The sequence below is a fragment of the Actinosynnema sp. NPDC023794 genome, from assembly GCF_040639675.1.
GTDB classification, from domain to species: domain Bacteria; phylum Actinomycetota; class Actinomycetes; order Mycobacteriales; family Pseudonocardiaceae; genus Actinosynnema; species Actinosynnema luteola.
Window position 1 is genome coordinate 87,066 of sequence record NZ_JBFAFR010000001.1, and the last position, 14,735, is coordinate 101,800.

12 protein-coding genes are annotated in these 14,735 nt (G+C 73.7%); 8 read left to right on the top strand and 4 right to left on the bottom strand.

Annotation, left to right across the window (positions count from 1 at the left end; all coding sequences use genetic code 11):
* Positions 1-220 precede the first annotated feature (220 nt).
* The 3 genes from AB0H12_RS00440 to AB0H12_RS00450 all read left to right on the top strand — a co-directional run bounded on the left by AB0H12_RS00440 (position 221) and on the right by AB0H12_RS00450 (position 6,056).
* The gene (locus AB0H12_RS00440) at positions 221-4,693 is read left to right on the top strand and encodes an nSTAND1 domain-containing NTPase (RefSeq protein ID WP_499619699.1); all 4,473 of its coding nucleotides are present in this window, start codon (positions 221-223) and stop codon (positions 4,691-4,693) included.
* Positions 4,694-4,697: 4 nt separating this feature from the next.
* Positions 4,698-5,540: a hypothetical protein gene (locus tag AB0H12_RS00445; protein ID WP_499619700.1), complete on the top strand. Its 843-nt coding sequence runs from the start codon at positions 4,698-4,700 to the stop codon at positions 5,538-5,540.
* Positions 5,541-5,645: 105 nt separating this feature from the next.
* Positions 5,646-6,056: a hypothetical protein gene (locus AB0H12_RS00450; RefSeq protein WP_499619701.1), complete on the top strand. Its 411-nt coding sequence runs from the start codon at positions 5,646-5,648 to the stop codon at positions 6,054-6,056.
* A gap of 282 nt (positions 6,057-6,338) precedes the next feature.
* Here AB0H12_RS00450 and AB0H12_RS00455 read toward each other — a convergent pair whose 3' ends face one another.
* Positions 6,339-7,826, bottom strand: a complete 1,488-nt coding sequence (locus AB0H12_RS00455; RefSeq protein ID WP_499619703.1) for a trypsin-like peptidase domain-containing protein — start codon at positions 7,824-7,826, stop codon at positions 6,339-6,341.
* A complete protein-coding gene (locus tag AB0H12_RS00460) occupies positions 7,826-8,464 on the bottom strand; it encodes a hypothetical protein (RefSeq protein WP_499619705.1) in 639 nt (212 codons plus the stop codon). Before AB0H12_RS00460 ends, AB0H12_RS00455 begins: the two co-directional genes overlap by 1 nt.
* Positions 8,465-8,583: 119 nt before the next feature.
* Between AB0H12_RS00460 and AB0H12_RS00465 the strand changes: the two genes are divergently transcribed.
* The gene (locus tag AB0H12_RS00465) at positions 8,584-9,042 is read left to right on the top strand and encodes a YkvA family protein (protein ID WP_499619706.1); all 459 of its coding nucleotides are present in this window, start codon (positions 8,584-8,586) and stop codon (positions 9,040-9,042) included.
* Between the two features lie 3 nt (positions 9,043-9,045).
* Here AB0H12_RS00465 and AB0H12_RS00470 read toward each other — a convergent pair whose 3' ends face one another.
* Positions 9,046-9,780: a lysophospholipid acyltransferase family protein gene (locus AB0H12_RS00470; protein WP_499619708.1), complete on the bottom strand. Its 735-nt coding sequence runs from the start codon at positions 9,778-9,780 to the stop codon at positions 9,046-9,048.
* A gap of 77 nt (positions 9,781-9,857) precedes the next feature.
* On the opposite strand from AB0H12_RS00470, the gene AB0H12_RS00475 reads away from it, so the two are divergent.
* The 4 genes from AB0H12_RS00475 (at position 9,858) to AB0H12_RS00490 (ending at position 13,735) form a co-directional block, all read left to right on the top strand.
* Positions 9,858-11,048: a PP2C family protein-serine/threonine phosphatase gene (locus tag AB0H12_RS00475; RefSeq protein WP_499619710.1), complete on the top strand. Its 1,191-nt coding sequence runs from the start codon at positions 9,858-9,860 to the stop codon at positions 11,046-11,048.
* Entirely contained in the window at positions 11,048-12,541 is a 1,494-nt protein-coding gene (locus AB0H12_RS00480; RefSeq protein ID WP_499619712.1) for a sensor histidine kinase, read from the top strand. The genes AB0H12_RS00475 and AB0H12_RS00480 overlap by 1 nt, the downstream gene beginning before the upstream one ends.
* On the top strand, positions 12,538-12,975 hold the full coding sequence (locus AB0H12_RS00485) for a response regulator (protein ID WP_053716822.1): 438 nt from the start codon (positions 12,538-12,540) through the stop codon (positions 12,973-12,975). Before AB0H12_RS00480 ends, AB0H12_RS00485 begins: the two co-directional genes overlap by 4 nt.
* A 358-nt stretch (positions 12,976-13,333) precedes the next feature.
* The gene (locus tag AB0H12_RS00490) at positions 13,334-13,735 is read left to right on the top strand and encodes a hypothetical protein (RefSeq protein WP_499619713.1); all 402 of its coding nucleotides are present in this window, start codon (positions 13,334-13,336) and stop codon (positions 13,733-13,735) included.
* Here AB0H12_RS00490 and AB0H12_RS00495 read toward each other — a convergent pair.
* Positions 13,728-14,726 carry an MBL fold metallo-hydrolase gene (locus tag AB0H12_RS00495; RefSeq protein WP_499619715.1) on the bottom strand — a complete coding sequence of 333 codons (999 nt, stop codon included), beginning with the start codon at positions 14,724-14,726 and terminating at the stop codon, positions 13,728-13,730. The two genes, AB0H12_RS00490 and AB0H12_RS00495, sit on opposite strands and share 8 nt — an antisense overlap.
* Between the last annotated feature and the right edge of the window lie 9 nt (positions 14,727-14,735).

The window sequence follows — 14,735 nt, forward strand, 5'->3', positions numbered from 1 at the left end:
CCCGGCCGCGCGCCGGTCCACCCCTCGACCCGCGCGCGCCGAGCTCCGGATCCCGCCGGCGCCAACCCCTTCACCCGGCGGGATCCGCTGGAGCACCGCGGGCCGCGGACGGGCCTCCACAACCCGTCCGCGGCCCGCGGTGCGCCGCCACCCGCGCTCGCCCGGTGGAATCGCGGGCACGGCCCAGTAAGGTCTTGGGCGGGCGAGACGAGGGGGCGCTATGGGGGCGCGGTCCGGATTAGCGGACTTCGGGCGGTACGAGATCCGGGAACTGCTCGGGCAGGGCGGCATGGGTGTGGTGCACCGCGCCTACGACACCGTCCACGACCGGGTCGTCGCGCTGAAGCGGCTCTCCGCCGCCGCGACCGATCACGAGTACCGGGCCCGGTTCCAGCGCGAGTCGCGCATCGCCGCCGCGCTCAGCCACCCGAACGTCATCCCGGTCAACGACTTCGGCGAGGTCGACGGCCACCTCTTCCTCGACATGATGCTGGTCGAGGGCACGGACCTGCGGCGCGCGTTGGGCGCGGGCGGTGTCGACCCCGTCCGGGCCCTGAAGGTCCTCGGCCAGGTCGCCGCCGCCGTGGACGCGGCCAACGAGCGCGGTCTGGTCCACCGGGACGTGAAGCCGTCCAACATCCTGATCACCGCCGACGACCACGCCTACCTGGCCGACTTCGGCATCGCCCGGGAGACCTCGCCGGACGCCACCGCCCTGACCCGGTCGGGCGACCTGATCGGCTCGTGGGACTACATGGCGCCGGAACGCCTGTCCGGCGGCGCGGTCGACGGCCGCTCGGACCAGTACTCCCTGGCGTGCGTGCTGTTCGAGTGCCTGACCGGCCGCCTGCCGCACCCGGCCGCCGATCCGGCCGCGAAGGTCGCCGCCCACCTGTTGCAGCCCCCGCCCGCGCCCTCGGTGTTCAGCCCGACCGTCAGCCCCGCCCTGGACGCCGTGGTGCTGCGCGGCCTGGCGAAGGACCCGGCGCGGCGGTTCGAGTCGGCGACGGCGCTGATCGCGGCGGCGGAGGCGGCGGCGTTCGGCGGCGACACCGAGCACGCCGCCCGGCCGACGTCGCCCGGCCCGGCCGAGGACCAGGACCGGCTGGTGCGCGCGATCCTCCGCTCCACCAGCAGGCCGCGCACGTCGCGCCCGCAGCCGCCGGCCACCCCGTACCCGGGCCTGAGCGGGTTCGAACGGGCCGACGCGGACCTGTTCCACGGCCGCTCGCACGTCGTCACCGAACTGCTGGTCCGCCTGGCGGAGCAGGTCCGCGGCGGTGAGCCGGTGGTGCTGGTCGGCGCGTCGGGCGCGGGCAAGTCCTCCGTGCTCAAGGCCGGCTTGCTGCCCGCGCTGGCCGGTGACGGCGACGAAACCTGGCCCCAGGTGGTGTTGACGCCGGGGGTGGACCCGGTCGGCAACCTGGCCGCCGCCATGGCCGCGCGCACGGCAGTCGACGCCGGTAGCGGCGCGGCGGTCGGCATGGCCGGCGGCCCGGCGGTCGGTGCCCCTGCTGCTGGTGCGGCGCAGTGGGCGCGGCTGATCCGGGAGTCGCCCGGCCGGTTCGGCGAGTGGTGCGCCGGCACGACGCGGCCGGTGATCGTGGTCGACCAGTTCGAGGAGGTGTTCAACGCGCCGGAGGCGGACCGGTTGGCGTTCGCCGCCGCCTTGACCGCGGCCCGCCCGGCGCTGGTCGTGCTGGCCGTCCGGGCGGACCTGGTCGACCGGTGCATCGAGCTGGCGCCGCTGCGGCCCGCGCTGGCCGCGCCCGTGCTGCTCGGCCCGCTGGACGCGACCGGGCTGCGGCAGGCGATCGTCAGCCCCGCCAAGGACTTCGGCGTGGAGGTGGAGCCGGGCCTGCCGGAGCGGATGATCGCCGACCTCGGCGTGCGCGGCGAGATCGGCTACGACCCCGGCGCGCTGCCCCGGTTGGCGCACGCGCTGCGCGAGTCGTGGCTGCACCGCGACGGGCCGGTGCTGACGCTGGCCGCCTACCGCCGCGCGGGCGGCATCGACGGCGCGGTGTCGCGCACCGCCGAGGAGATCCACTCGGCCCTGGACCCGGTGGGGCGGCAGGCGTTGCGGGCGATCCTGCTGCGGCTGGTCGCGGTGCTCGACGACGGCGCGGTGGTCCGGCGGCGGGTCGACCCGCGGGAGTTCGCCGCGCAGCGGCACGTGCTGGACCGGTTGATCGCGGCACGTCTGGTGACCGTGGACGGCTCGGGCGCGCGGCTGAGCCACGAGGCGTTGTTCACCGCGTGGCCGAGGCTGCGGGACTGGATCGAGGAGGACCGCGCGGGTCTCGTGCAGCACCGCCGGTTCACCGACTCGGTCCGGGCGTGGGTCGAGTCCGGGCGGCACGACGACGACCTGTACCGGGGCGTGCGGCTGGCGTCGCTGACCACGTGGCTGGAGTCGGCGCGGGACCGGGTGCGGTTGCAGCCGGTGGAGCAGGACTTCCTGACCCGGTCGACGGCGGCCGAGCACGCCGGGCAGCTGGCGGCGCGCAAGCGCACGAACCGGTTGCGCGGCTTGGTGGCGGCGTTGAGCCTGCTGCTCGTGGTCGCGTCGGTGGCGGTCGTCGTGGCGACCCGCTTGCAGCAGTCGGCGCAGGCCGAGCGGGACCGGGCGGACACCGGGCGGCAGCAGAACCTGTCGCGGCAGTTGGCGGCGGAGTCGGCGTTGGCCAGGACGGTGGACCCGCGGCGGGCGGCGTTGGCCGCGTTCGGCGCGTGGCGGGCCAGCCCGACCGTCGAGGGGCGCAGCGCGCTGCTGTCCGCGACCACCGACGCCTACCGCGGCCGGATGACCGGGCACGTCGGCGCGATCAACGCGCTCGCGGTCAGCGACGACGGGAAGGTCGCGGCGTCCGGCGGCCGGGACGGCACCCTGCGGCTGTGGGACGTGCCCTCGCGCCGGGAGCTGGCCGTGCTGGACGACAAGGGCGGCTGGTACCGGACGGTGTCGATGAGCGCCGACGGTCGGCTGCTGGCCACCGCCGACCCGGGCACCACGAAGGTCGAGCTGTGGGACGTGCCGGCGCGCAAGAGGGTCTTCACCGTGCCGGGCAGGGCGGTGGACGCGGCGCTCTCCCCGGACGGCGGCACGCTCGTCGCCTACACCGATCGCGGTGTGGTGCTGTGGGAGACGGCGGGGTTCACCGAACGGGCGGTGTTCGCCGCGGAGCCGTCGATCCGGATGGTGTTCCTGCCGGACCCCGGGCTGGTCGCGTTGACCGACGGCAACGACGTCGCGGTGCACCGGGCGGCCGACGGCGCGCTGGTCGCGAAGCTGACCGGGCACACCGGCGAGGTGAGCGCGCTGGCGTTCGCGCCGGGCGGCGGCCTGCTGGCCAGCACGGGGATGGACGCGACGGTCCGGTTGTGGGACACCGCGACGTGGACGACGCGCCAGACGTTCAGCGCGCCCGAGGTGGGGTTGAGCTCGGTCACGTTCACGCCGTCCGGCTCGGCCGTGGTGGCGGGCGCGGTGGGCTCGAGCGTCTACTCGTGGGACCTGGCGACCGGCGACCTGCTGACCCAGTACGCGGCCGGGTCGGTGACCACGTTCGCCGTGGTCATGACCGCCGACGGCCGCACCCTGCTCAGCTCCGACTCCACCGGCGTGATCACGGTCTGGTCCTACCTGCGGTCGACGATGGTGCCGGGCGACTCCGCCGTGCTCAGCGCCGCGTTCCAGCCCGGCGGGGAGCTGCTCGCCACCACCAGCGGCAACGGCGTGGTGCGGCTGTGGGACCACCGGAACGCGCGGCTGGTGCGAGAGCTGCGGGGCCACGGTGACGACGCCTACGACGCGGCGTTCAGCCCGGACGGCTCCGAACTGGCGACCGTGAGCGAGGACGGCGTGCTCGTGGTGTGGAAGGCCGAGACGGGCGCGGAGGCGCGCCGGTTCTCCCGGCCCGGCACGGAGTTCACCGCGGTGAGGTTCAGCCCGGACGGCGGCACGATCGCCGTCGCGGGCCGCAACCCGACCGGGTCGAAGGGCGACCGCGACGAAGTGCTCCTGCTCGACGCCGACGACCTCGAGCTGGTGAACCGCCGTCCGACGGACCAGGAACCGCGCAACACCCCGGTCAACGGGGTCGAGCCCAACCACCCGACCGGCCTCTCGTTCAGCCCGGACGGCCGCACGCTGGCGGTGACGCTGGCGGCGGGCCGGATCGGGCTGTGGGACCTGGTGGACCCCGGCTCGCAGTGGACGATCCTGGCCGGCCACGACAACCTCGCGATCGACGCCGAGTTCAGCCCGGACGGCTCGGTGCTGGCCACGGGAGGCGGTGACCGGCTGGTGAAGCTGTGGCGGGTCAAGGACGGCGTCGAGATCGGCGTGCTCACCGGCAACGACGCGCCGGTGCGCCGGGTGACGTGGAGCCCGGACGGCCGGACGCTGGCCACCGCGAGCCAGGACACCGTGGTGCGCCTGTGGGACGTGGACGGTGCGCGTCAGCTTGCCCGGCTGGACCGGCACGGCGCCGAGCTGAACGACGTGGCGTTCCACCCGAGCGGCGAGCAGGTCGCGTCGGTGGCCGCCGACGGCACCGTCCGCATGTGGAACCTCGTGCCGGACCGCGCGGTCGAGGTCCTGTGCGGTGCGCTCGACCGCGACTCGCTCGCGGACGAGTGGCGCGCGCTCGGGCCGGACCGGGGCGACCCGCCCGGCTGCCCGGAGTAGCGCCGTGCCGAGGGTGGTGGTGCGTGGCGCGGGCCTGGCCTCGGTGGCGCTGGGGCCGGGCGAGTCGCTGCTGTTCGGACGTGCGCCGCACGGCGTCGTCGGCCCGGCCAGGCCGGGGCGGGTGGTGGTCGCGCTGCCGGACTGCGCGCCGCACGTGTCGCGGCTCGTCGGCGAGCTGGCGGTCGGCGCGGACGTGGTGTCGTTGACGTGGCTCGGCGCGGGCGAGGCGCAGCTGTCCAGCCTGTTCGACGCGCCGGGCGGCGCGCGGCGGGTGATCCTGACCCGGTCGGCGACGGCGTTGCTGGACGTCGGCGAGAACCAGCTGGTGCTGCTGCTCGGCCGGCGCGGCGACCGCGACGGGTTCGCCGACCTGCAGCTCACCATCGACGTGGAGCACGTGCCGGCGGCGTCGGAGGCGGCGTTCGGGTCGGCCGGCGGCGACACCCGGACCGGTCCGGGGCTGGTGCGGGGCGGGCGGGACTGGTTCGTCGCGCTGGCGCTGTGCGAACCGTGGTTGGTCGGCGCGGACGACTACCCGCGGCCACCGTCGAACCGGGAGATCTTCGAGCGGGTCCGCGAGTGGCACGGCTACACCTGGAACCTGCACCGGCCGCAGCGGGTGGACGACGCGATCCGGGCGATCTCGGCGATCGCGTTCGGCGCGGCGGACGACCCGTTCCTGGCGGCGCACGCGGGCCGGCTGCAGAACACCAGGTTCGCCGTGGCCCGCCGCGCCGCCGAGGTCCGCCTGGTGACCGCCGCCGACCTCGCCGAGGTGCAACGGTCGGCCAGGAACCGGAAACTTCCACCCCCGCCGTCCTCGCCCGGCCACCCGCCGGCTCCGTAACGTCACCGGTCAGGGGCGCCGACGGGTCGCCCCACTCCTCACGGCACCCGACCGGTCCCGCCCGCGGCGACCGGGGTCGCGCCGTACCCGGAAAGGACCGCCGCCATGGTGCAGCACGATTCCCCCGACTCGCCGACCACCGCCCGCCACGCCGAGCCGCGCGCCAGGAAGGGCGGCGGGATCATCGCGCTGCTGGTGCTGATGACCCTCGCGAACGCCTTCACGCTGGTCGTCGCCGTCGTGGGCTGGGTGGACGAGGTGGACCACGGCGCGGACTGGGGCGACGACTCGTTGCAGTTGGTCGTCTTCGTGGCGTTCGCGAGCCTGGTCGCCGTCATCGGGCTGATCGGCGCGTGGTTCACCCGCAAGTGGGGTCCCCGGCTGTACGTGCTGACAAGCGGGTTCAGCCTGCTGTTCGGCCTGCTCATCTCGGGTGGCGCCGGGTTCTCGCCCATGTCCCTCGTCGCCCTCGGCCTCGCGGTCGGGCTGTGGCTGCACGCCGAGAACAAGTGGTGACAGCGGGAGGCGCGGTCGGTGCGTCCACACCGGACGCACCGGCCGCTCCGCTTGACCCGTGCACGCCGAAGCCGGTGGTGCGGGTCATCACCACGCGGTCAACCCGCCGGCCGCCAGGGCCGCGCACGCGGCGACGACGAACAGCACCACGACGACCGATCGCGCCGGTTACCGGGGATGACCGCTCGCCGGGCCATCGTCTTGACCGCCCGGCCCGCGGAGCACCGCACCCGATCCGGACGTGTCCACGCCGTGCCCGCGACCGGGGCGCCACGACCGCGGTCAGGACCGCGGCGTGGTGGGCTCGTCCTCGTCGCGCCGCTCGACCTTCGCGGTCTCCGCCTCGCCGTCCACCGGCGGCTCGACGGCGGGCTGAACGGCGGGCTGATGGGCGGGCTGAGCGGCCGACGACCGGACGGTGGGCGACTCGGCGATCGGCTCCACCGTCGACGGCTCGGCGATCGGCGGAACGGTCGGCGGCTGACCGGTCGGCTGAACGACCGGGGCCTGCACCGGGATGCCGAACGGCGGGGTGTCCACATCGGACACCACCGGCGGCACCGGACCCAGCGGCACCGGACCAGAGGGCGACAGCCGACGCCTGCGGGTCAGCGCGATCGCCGTGCCCGCCGTCGCCGTGGCCACCGCGACACCACCGCAGAGCACCGCGAACCCGATCAGCAACGACGAACCCGCACCGGCCGACCCACCGCGGTCGACCGCGAGCCGCCGGTACTCCGTCGCCTGCAGGTGACCGGGCGCGGCGGCCAGCACGTCGTCGAAACCCTCCACCGCGCCGTCGAAGTCGTCCGCGAAGTAGCGGTCCAGCGCGGCCCGGTAGTCGCGGTCGTGCGCGCCGGGTTCGACCTTCACGTCCTTGCCCGCCAGCACGTCCAGCAACGTCGAGGACGCGGCGGCGAAGTTGAACGACTGCGTCTCCCCCGGCGAGCCCTGGCTCACCAGGCCGACGATCCGGCCGTCCATGTCGACCACCGGCCCACCGCTCATGCCCTGCGTGGCCGCCGCGCTGAACTCGTAGAACGGCTGGTCGTTCTGCGTCCGGCGAGCCGACACCTGGCCGTTCTTGTTGCTCGGCTCCAGGCTCGGGTCGACCGCCGCGCCCGCCGAACCGGGGTAGCCGATGGCCAGGATCGGCGTGCCGACCGCCGTCTGGTCGGTCCGGATCGCCAACGACGGCAGGTTGTCGCGCGGCACCTTCAGCACCGCCACGTCACCCTCGGTCGGCGCGACGAGGTCGACCACGGTGGCCGGCGCGACGTCCCGGATCGGGCCGTCGCCGGTGGCCTCCATCCGCTCGACCTGGATCGCGCGGTCGACCGGGCGGTCCGGGTCCGCGCCCTCGGCGACGGCGTGCTCGGCCAACTGCGCCTTGGCGGTGGCCCGGTCCACGACCCGGCCGGCCGCCGCCAGGTCCTGGATCGCCGCGTCGAACAACGCGCCCGCGCCACCCTGCGGTCCGGTGTGGACGCAGTGGCTGGCGGTGGCCACGTGCCCGTCCGGGCTGATCACCGCGCCGCTGCACGTCGCCTTGACGACGTAGCCGCTCGCGCCGCCGAACACCTCGCCGGTGCGCTTGTCCCGCACCCACCCGTGCCACTCCACGGTGATGAGCACGATCGCCGGCCTGGCGATGGCCGCGGCCAACTCCTCCGGGCTCGACGGCTGGGCCGCGGCGACCGGAGCAGCGGGAAGAGCGGCGGGAGCGGCCGTGAACGCCAGCAACGCCGCCGCGACGAACCACGCGCGCATCAGCCGTACACCCCGAACCCGGTGGTCCGCGCCCACACCGACCGGTAGCCGCCGGCGTTGCTCTCCACGAGCTGGGTGCCCTGGCAGGCGTAGTCGTCCACTTGGTGCCGCACCTGTTCCGACGGGATCGTCTGGGTCTCCACCAGACCTCGCTGGTCGTAGTAGGCCCAGGTGAACTGCGTCTTGGTCTGGTTGACGTAGGTGATGGCCTTGTCGGTCGCGGTCCAGGTGAACTCGATGAACCCGTTGCCGACGAGCCGCAGCGCGTTGCCCTGGTACGTGCCGTGGAACACCACGTTGTCCATCCGCTCGGTCCCGGTGCCGTCCGGCCGGAACTCGTACGCCCGCCCGCTGGTGACCATCGGGAGCGGGTCCACGCCGTTGTAGAACTTGACCATCACCTGCTCCTCCACCGTGCGCCACGAGCCGATCAGGCACAACGGCGGACCGACGGGGCGGGTGGTGTCCGGACGGGCGGTGGGCGAGGCCCGTCCGGCCGCCACCGGCGCGGCCTGCCGCGGCCGGTCGTCCGCGAGGACGACGGCGGTCAACCCGCCGGCCGCCAGGACCGCGCACGCGGCGACGACGAACAGCACCACGACGACCGATCGCGCCGGTAACCGGGGGGAATCGCTCACCGGGCCATCGTATTGACCGACCCGTCCGGGCCGTGAGCCGGTTGATCCGGAAGTTTCCGCGCCGTGACCCGGCGCCCGCTCCACCCGCGCGCACGCCGCAGCGCCACTACGATGACCGTGTGATCTTCCTCAGCGTGGTCCTCACCCTGCTCGGGCTGAGCACACTGCTGTGGCGTGACGACGAGCTGCTCGGCCTGCCACCCGTCGCCGCCGGTTCCGGCCTGGTCGTGCTCGGCGTGGCGGCCGGTGTGCTGTGGGTCGTGCGCAGGCGCCGCCGGTGGGAGCGCAACGGCGAGCCCCGCCCGGTCGGCAACGTGATCGACCGGGCCAAGGCCCTGCCCCGGTTGCTGCGCGAGCGCAAGGCCTACGGCCTGCCGACCACCACGATGGCCACGTGGGCGTTCGCCGTGCTCTACCTCGTCTCCCCGGTCGACCTGCTGCCCGAACTGCTGCCGCTGATCGGCGTGACCGACGACGCGGGCGTGGCGGTCTGGCTGCTGACCAGCGTGTCCACCGTCACGGGCCAGTACCTGCGGTGGGAACGCGAGCGCTCCGGCAAGGGCGAGAAGACCCGCTGACCGTCACGGACCGGCCGGTGACGGCAGCTCGCGCACACCGCTGAGCAGCGTCGTCACGGCGGCCATGATCCGCGCGGTCGCCTCGTCCAGCACGGCCTTGGTCGGCTCCAGCCCGTACAGGTCGGACAGGTCGACCTCCGCGCCCGCGACCACGGACACCTTCCGCCACGGCCGCGGCACGAACTTCCCCGGCGGCAGCAGCTCCCGGGTGCCCCACTGCGCCACCGGCACGACCGGCGTGCGGGTCGTCAACGCCAGCCGCGCGACACCGTTCTTGCCGCGCATGGGCCAGCCGTCGGGGTCGTTGGTGAACGTGCCCTCGGGGTAGACGATCACGCACTCGCCCGCGTCCAACGACGTGCGCGCGTTGTCCAGCGCCTTTCCCGCGCGCACGCTGTCGCGGTCGACCGGGATGTGCCGCCCGGACGACATCACCCACCCGAGCACCGGCGCCTTCCACAGGCTCGCCTTGGCCAGGTACCGGGGCACCCGCCCGGAGGCGAGCGCGAACGCGGTCAACGTCACCGGATCGGCGAAGGAGAGGTGGTTGGAGGCCAGCAGCACCGCGCCCTCGCGCGGGATGTTGGTCCGGCCCGCCATCCTCATCCGCACGAACAGCACCACCAGCGGCCACAGCACGTCAATGGCCACGGAGTACCAGAAACCCCGGCCCCGCCGGGGCAGACGGGTCGTCAGCGCCACCATCTGGGAGAACGTCACCCGAGGATCTTCGGTCATGGCCGCGAGCGCGGTCACCGCGCCCCACCGCACCGCCGTCGCCCCGTTCTGATCGAGGTCGACTAATCTCCTCCCCCGTGGCAGGGCTCCCCGCACCGCGGACCGCGGTGAACCGGATCAACGTGCTCCTCGTGGAAGACGACGAGGGCGACGCCGTGCTGGTCGAAGCCCTGCTGGACGAGGTCGAGGCGGACGTCGCCCTGCACCGGGCGCGGACGCTGCGAGAAGCGGAGGGCCTGCTGACCAGGGCCGACTGCGTGCTGCTCGACCTCGGCCTGCCGGACACGACCGGGCTCGACGGCCTGACCAGGCTGCTCGCCCACCCGGCGCCGGTGGCGATCATCGTGCTCACCGGCCTCAACGACGAGCACCAGGGCACCCAGGCGGTGGCCCAGGGCGCGGAGGACTACCTGGTCAAGGGCCAGGTGGACGGCGTGGGCCTGGCCCGCAGCATCCGCTACGCGGTCGGCCGCAAGCGGGTCGAGGAGACCCAGCGCCAACTGCGCGACGAGCAGTTGCTCGCGGCGGAGAAGACCCGCCTGGAACGCGGCCTGCTGCCGTCGCCGATCATCCACGGCGACGACATCGGCTGGGAGGTCAGCTACCGCCCCGGCGGCAGCCGGATGCTGCTGGGCGGCGACTTCTACGACGCCGTGCGCACCTCCGACGGCACGCTCCAGCTGCTGATCGGCGACGTGTGCGGGCACGGCCCGGACGAGGCCGCGATCGGCGTGTTCCTGCGCATCGCCTGGCGGGCGCTGGTGCTGGCGGGCCAGGAGCCGTCCCGGGTGCTGCGCACGCTGCACGAGATCCTGCAGCACGAACGCCACCAGCCCGGCCTGTTCACCACGGCGTGCATGGTGACGATCTCGCCGGACCGCCGGTGGGCGCGGGTCTACCTGGCCGGGCACCCGGAACCGATGCTGCTGGTCGGCGACCGGGTGGTGGAGCTGCCGCGCGACCGGGCCGGGCTGCCGCTGGGCGTGCTGCCGGACAGCACGTGGAGCGGGCTCGACGTGCCGCTGCCGCCGGGGTGGTCGATGCTGCTCTACACCGACGGCCTGGTCGAGGGCCGCGTGCACGGCGACACCGAGCGGTTGGGCTCGGAGCGGCTGATCGACCTGATCGGCGAGATCACCAGGCAGCGACCGGACTGGACGCGCACGCCGGCTACGCTGCTGGACGACCTCATCAGCCGGGTGAAGGAACTCAACGGCGGGGAGCTGGACGACGACATGGCCGTGCTGCTGATCTCGGACCGCGACTGATGGACTACCGCACCCGCTGGCCCGCGAGCAAGCTCCTGATCGCGGCGGTCGTGGTCCTGGTCGTGGTCTGCGCCGGCGCCATCGGCAGCCTCCTGGTCGCGCTGAACGCCCTTACCGACGCCCGCACCGAGCTGCTGGAGCGGATCGACCCGGCCGGCCGCGAGGTGCTCGAGATGCAGACCGCGCTGGTCAACCAGGAGACCGGTGTGCGCGGGTACGTGCTCACCGCCAACCGGAACTTCCTCTCCCCCTACACGGAGGGCAGCGAGGCGGAGCTGGCCGCCGTGGAATCCGCCCGCGCGCTCCTGTCGGGCGTGCGGCCCGACCTGGTCCGCGAGTTGGAGGAGGTCGAGCGGCTGGCGACCGACTGGCGGCAGAGCTACGCCGACCCGCTGGTCGACCTGGTGTACGTGTCGGGCATCCCGCAGACCACGCTGGCCGAGCCCGAGCGCGGCAAGGTGTTGTTCGACCGGGCGCGCACGGCGACGGCGGCGCTGAAGACCAGGGTCGAGGAGGTGTCCGCCGCGTCCCGGGACAACGTGACGACCATGGCCGGGCGGGCGAACTGGCTGGTCGTCGGGCTGGGCGTGCTGCTGGTGCTGATCATCGCCGGGGTGGCGGTGATGCTGTACCGGATCGTGATCGCACCGTTGACGGGGCTGGCGGCGGACGTGCGGCAGGTGTCGTCGGGTGACTTCGCGCACGCGGTCGAGGCGGGCGGGCCCCGGGAGACGGTGATGCTCGGCCAGGACGTCGAGACCATGCGGGTGCGCATCCTGTCCGACCTGGAGGAGCTGCGGCGGTCGAACTCGGAGCTGGAGCAGTTCGCCTACGTCGCCTCCCACGACCTGCAGGAGCCGTTGCGCAAGGTGGCGAGCTTCTGCCAGCTGCTGGAGCGGCGGTACTCGGGTGAGCTCGACGAGCGCGGCGAGCAGTACCTGCGGTTCGCCGTGGACGGCGCGAAGCGGATGCAGGTGCTGATCAACGACCTGCTGGCGTTCTCCCGGGTCGGCAGGCTCACCCGCGAGCTGACCATGGTGGACTGCGACGAGCTGGTCGCCCAGGTGCTGGACAACTACTCCGAGGTCGTCGAGCGGACCGGGGCGACGATCGAGGTGGCGGACCTGCCGACGGTGCGCGGCGAGGAGTCGTTGCTCGGCGGGGTGTTCGGCAACCTGATCAGCAACGCCCTGAAGTTCCACGGCGACGAGCCGCCGCACGTGCGCGTGGACGTCGACCGGACGGACGGTTTCTGGACGTTCACCATCAGCGATCAGGGCATCGGCATCGACCCCGAGTACGCTGAGCGGATCTTCGTGATCTTCCAGCGCCTGCACCACAAGGACGACTACCCCGGCACCGGCATCGGGCTGGCGATGTGCCGGAAGATCGTGGAGTACCACGGTGGCACGATCTGGCTGGACACCAGCGAAGGCCAGACCGGGACCACCTTCAAGTTCACGCTGCCGGCTGTAGAGGACGACGAGCAATGAGCAACCCGCTGAACGTGATCGACGTCCTGTTGGTGGAAGACGACCCCGGCGACGCCCTGATGACGCAGGAGGCGTTCGAGCACCACAAGATCCGCAACCAGCTGCACGTGGTGCGCGACGGCGTGGAAGCGCTGGAGTTCCTGCGCCGCCAGGGCCCGTACGAGGACGCGCCGCGACCGGGGCTGATCCTGCTCGACCTGAACCTTCCGAAGATGGACGGCCGCGAGGTGCTGGCCGAGATCAAGGCGGACGAGACGCTGCGGCCCATCCCGGTGGTGGTGCTGACCACGTCGGAGGCGGAGGAGGACATCCTGCGCAGCTACAACCTGCACGCCAACGCCTACGTCACCAAGCCGGTCGACTTCGACCGGTTCATCGAGGTCGTCCGCCAGATCGACGACTTCTTCGTGACCGTCGTGAAGCTGCCCCGCTAGCGCTGGTAGGCGGCCAGGAAGACGCGCACGACCTCGTCGGCGAACCAGGTGCCGGCCGGCTCGGGGAACCGGTCGGTCTCGGCGAGCGCCGCGACCTCGTCCATGCCCGGTACCGTCCAGTTCCCTGGCGGAGGAGTGGTGATGGGCACCGTGACCTCGAAGGACGGCACGACGATCGGGTTCTCGCGGGTCGGTGACGGTCCCGCCGCGGTGTTGGTGGACGCCGCGTGCTGCTTCCGGGGCGGCGGCCCTATGCCCGACGTCGCGGAGGCGTTGCGGGGGTACGCGGCCTACACCTACGACCGCCGGGGCCGTCGGGGAGAGCGCGGGTCGCGGACCGTACGCGATCGACCGCGAGGTGGAGGACCTGGCGGCGGTCGTGGAGGCGGGCGGGCCCGACGCGCGGGACGAGATCGACGCCCCGGTGGCGGCCGGACGGCGCGGTGACGCGGTGGTCCGGTTCCAGGTCGCGTGCGGCGTTCCGGAGGAGTTCACCGCCGGGCTGCGGCGGTCACCGGGCCGGCCGGCGCTGGAGGCGGTGGCCCACACCACCGCCTACGACCTGACCACCACCGGCACTCCCCCGGACCTGACCTCGATCACCACGCCGACTCTGGTGCTCGACAGCGCGGGCAGCGACGCGCGGCTGCGCGCGTGGGCCGACGGCGTGGCCGAACGCCCGGCGCCGCACGGTGGCCGGCGACTGGCACGGCGTGGCGCCGGACGTGCTCGCGCCCGTGCCGGCCGAGACTTCAGCTGACCGCGTACCGCACCACGCCGTCGTCCTCGTCGGCCGTCAGCAGGCCGCGGTGGACCAGCACGTCGAGGTGCGCGGCGGTCTCGCCGGTGGCCAGCACCTGGTTGAACAGGTCGAGCTCGGCGAACCGCCGACCCCGCCTGGTCCAGCCGAGCTCGCGCGCGGTCTCGAAGGCGGTGCCGGTGCCCGCGCGCACGGCGTCCAGCGTGGCCGTGAGCCGGTCCTCGTGGTGGGCGAGCAGTTCGTCCACCCTGGCGTGGCTCGACTCGGTGACGGGGCCGTGGGCGGGCAGCAGCCGCAGGTCCGGGTAGTCGCGGACGAGGCGCAGCGAGTCCAGGTAGTCGCCGAGCGGCAGCGCGGGCCGGGCGGGCTCGAAGCCGATCGACGGCGTGATGTGCGGCAGCACGTGGTCGCCGGCGAACAGCAGCGACGACTCGACGTCGACGAACACCACGTGCCCGCGGGTGTGGCCGGGTGTCGGCAGGACGCGCAGCACCCGCTTCTCCAGGGCCAGGTCGCTCTCGCGGAGCCACTCGTCGGGCTCCTCGTAGTCGCGCAGCTCGGCCTCGCCGATCGACTCGACCACGGCACGCCACTGCTCGGCCAGGTGCGGCGCGCCCCAGGTGGCCAGGTCGCGGTAACCGTCCCGGCGCCGACCGACGACCTTGGCCAGCGACGGCTGCTCCCCCGCGCCGAGCGCGATCTTCGTGCCGAACCGGCGGCGCAGGGCCACGGCCATCGTGTAGTGGTCGCGGTGGACGTGGGTGACCAGGAAGCGGCGGACGTCCTCGAAACCGCGCCCGAGCGCGCCCAGCGCCGCTTCCAGCGCCGTCTCGCCCGCGTCTAGGGCCCAGCCGGAGTCGATCAGGACCAGGCCGTCACCGTCGTCGATCGCGTACACGTTGACGGTGTGCAGCCCGTCGTTGGGCAGGGGCAGCGGTATGCGGTAGACACCGGGCGCGACCTCGAAGACTCCGGGTTCGGTCCACTCCATCCCCGGATC

Coding starts and splice junctions, on each gene's coding strand:
- AB0H12_RS00485 (WP_053716822.1), top strand. CDS start 12,538: ATGAGCAACCCGCTGAACGTGATCGACGTCCTGTTGGTGGAAGACGAC.
- AB0H12_RS00455 (WP_499619703.1), bottom strand. CDS start 7,826: ATGCGCGCGTGGTTCGTCGCGGCGGCGTTGCTGGCGTTCACGGCCGCT.
- AB0H12_RS00470 (WP_499619708.1), bottom strand. CDS start 9,780: ATGACCGAAGATCCTCGGGTGACGTTCTCCCAGATGGTGGCGCTGACG.
- AB0H12_RS00480 (WP_499619712.1), top strand. CDS start 11,048: ATGGACTACCGCACCCGCTGGCCCGCGAGCAAGCTCCTGATCGCGGCG.
- AB0H12_RS00495 (WP_499619715.1), bottom strand. CDS start 14,726: ATGGAGTGGACCGAACCCGGAGTCTTCGAGGTCGCGCCCGGTGTCTAC.
- AB0H12_RS00440 (WP_499619699.1), top strand. CDS start 221: ATGGGGGCGCGGTCCGGATTAGCGGACTTCGGGCGGTACGAGATCCGG.
- AB0H12_RS00450 (WP_499619701.1), top strand. CDS start 5,646: ATGGTGCAGCACGATTCCCCCGACTCGCCGACCACCGCCCGCCACGCC.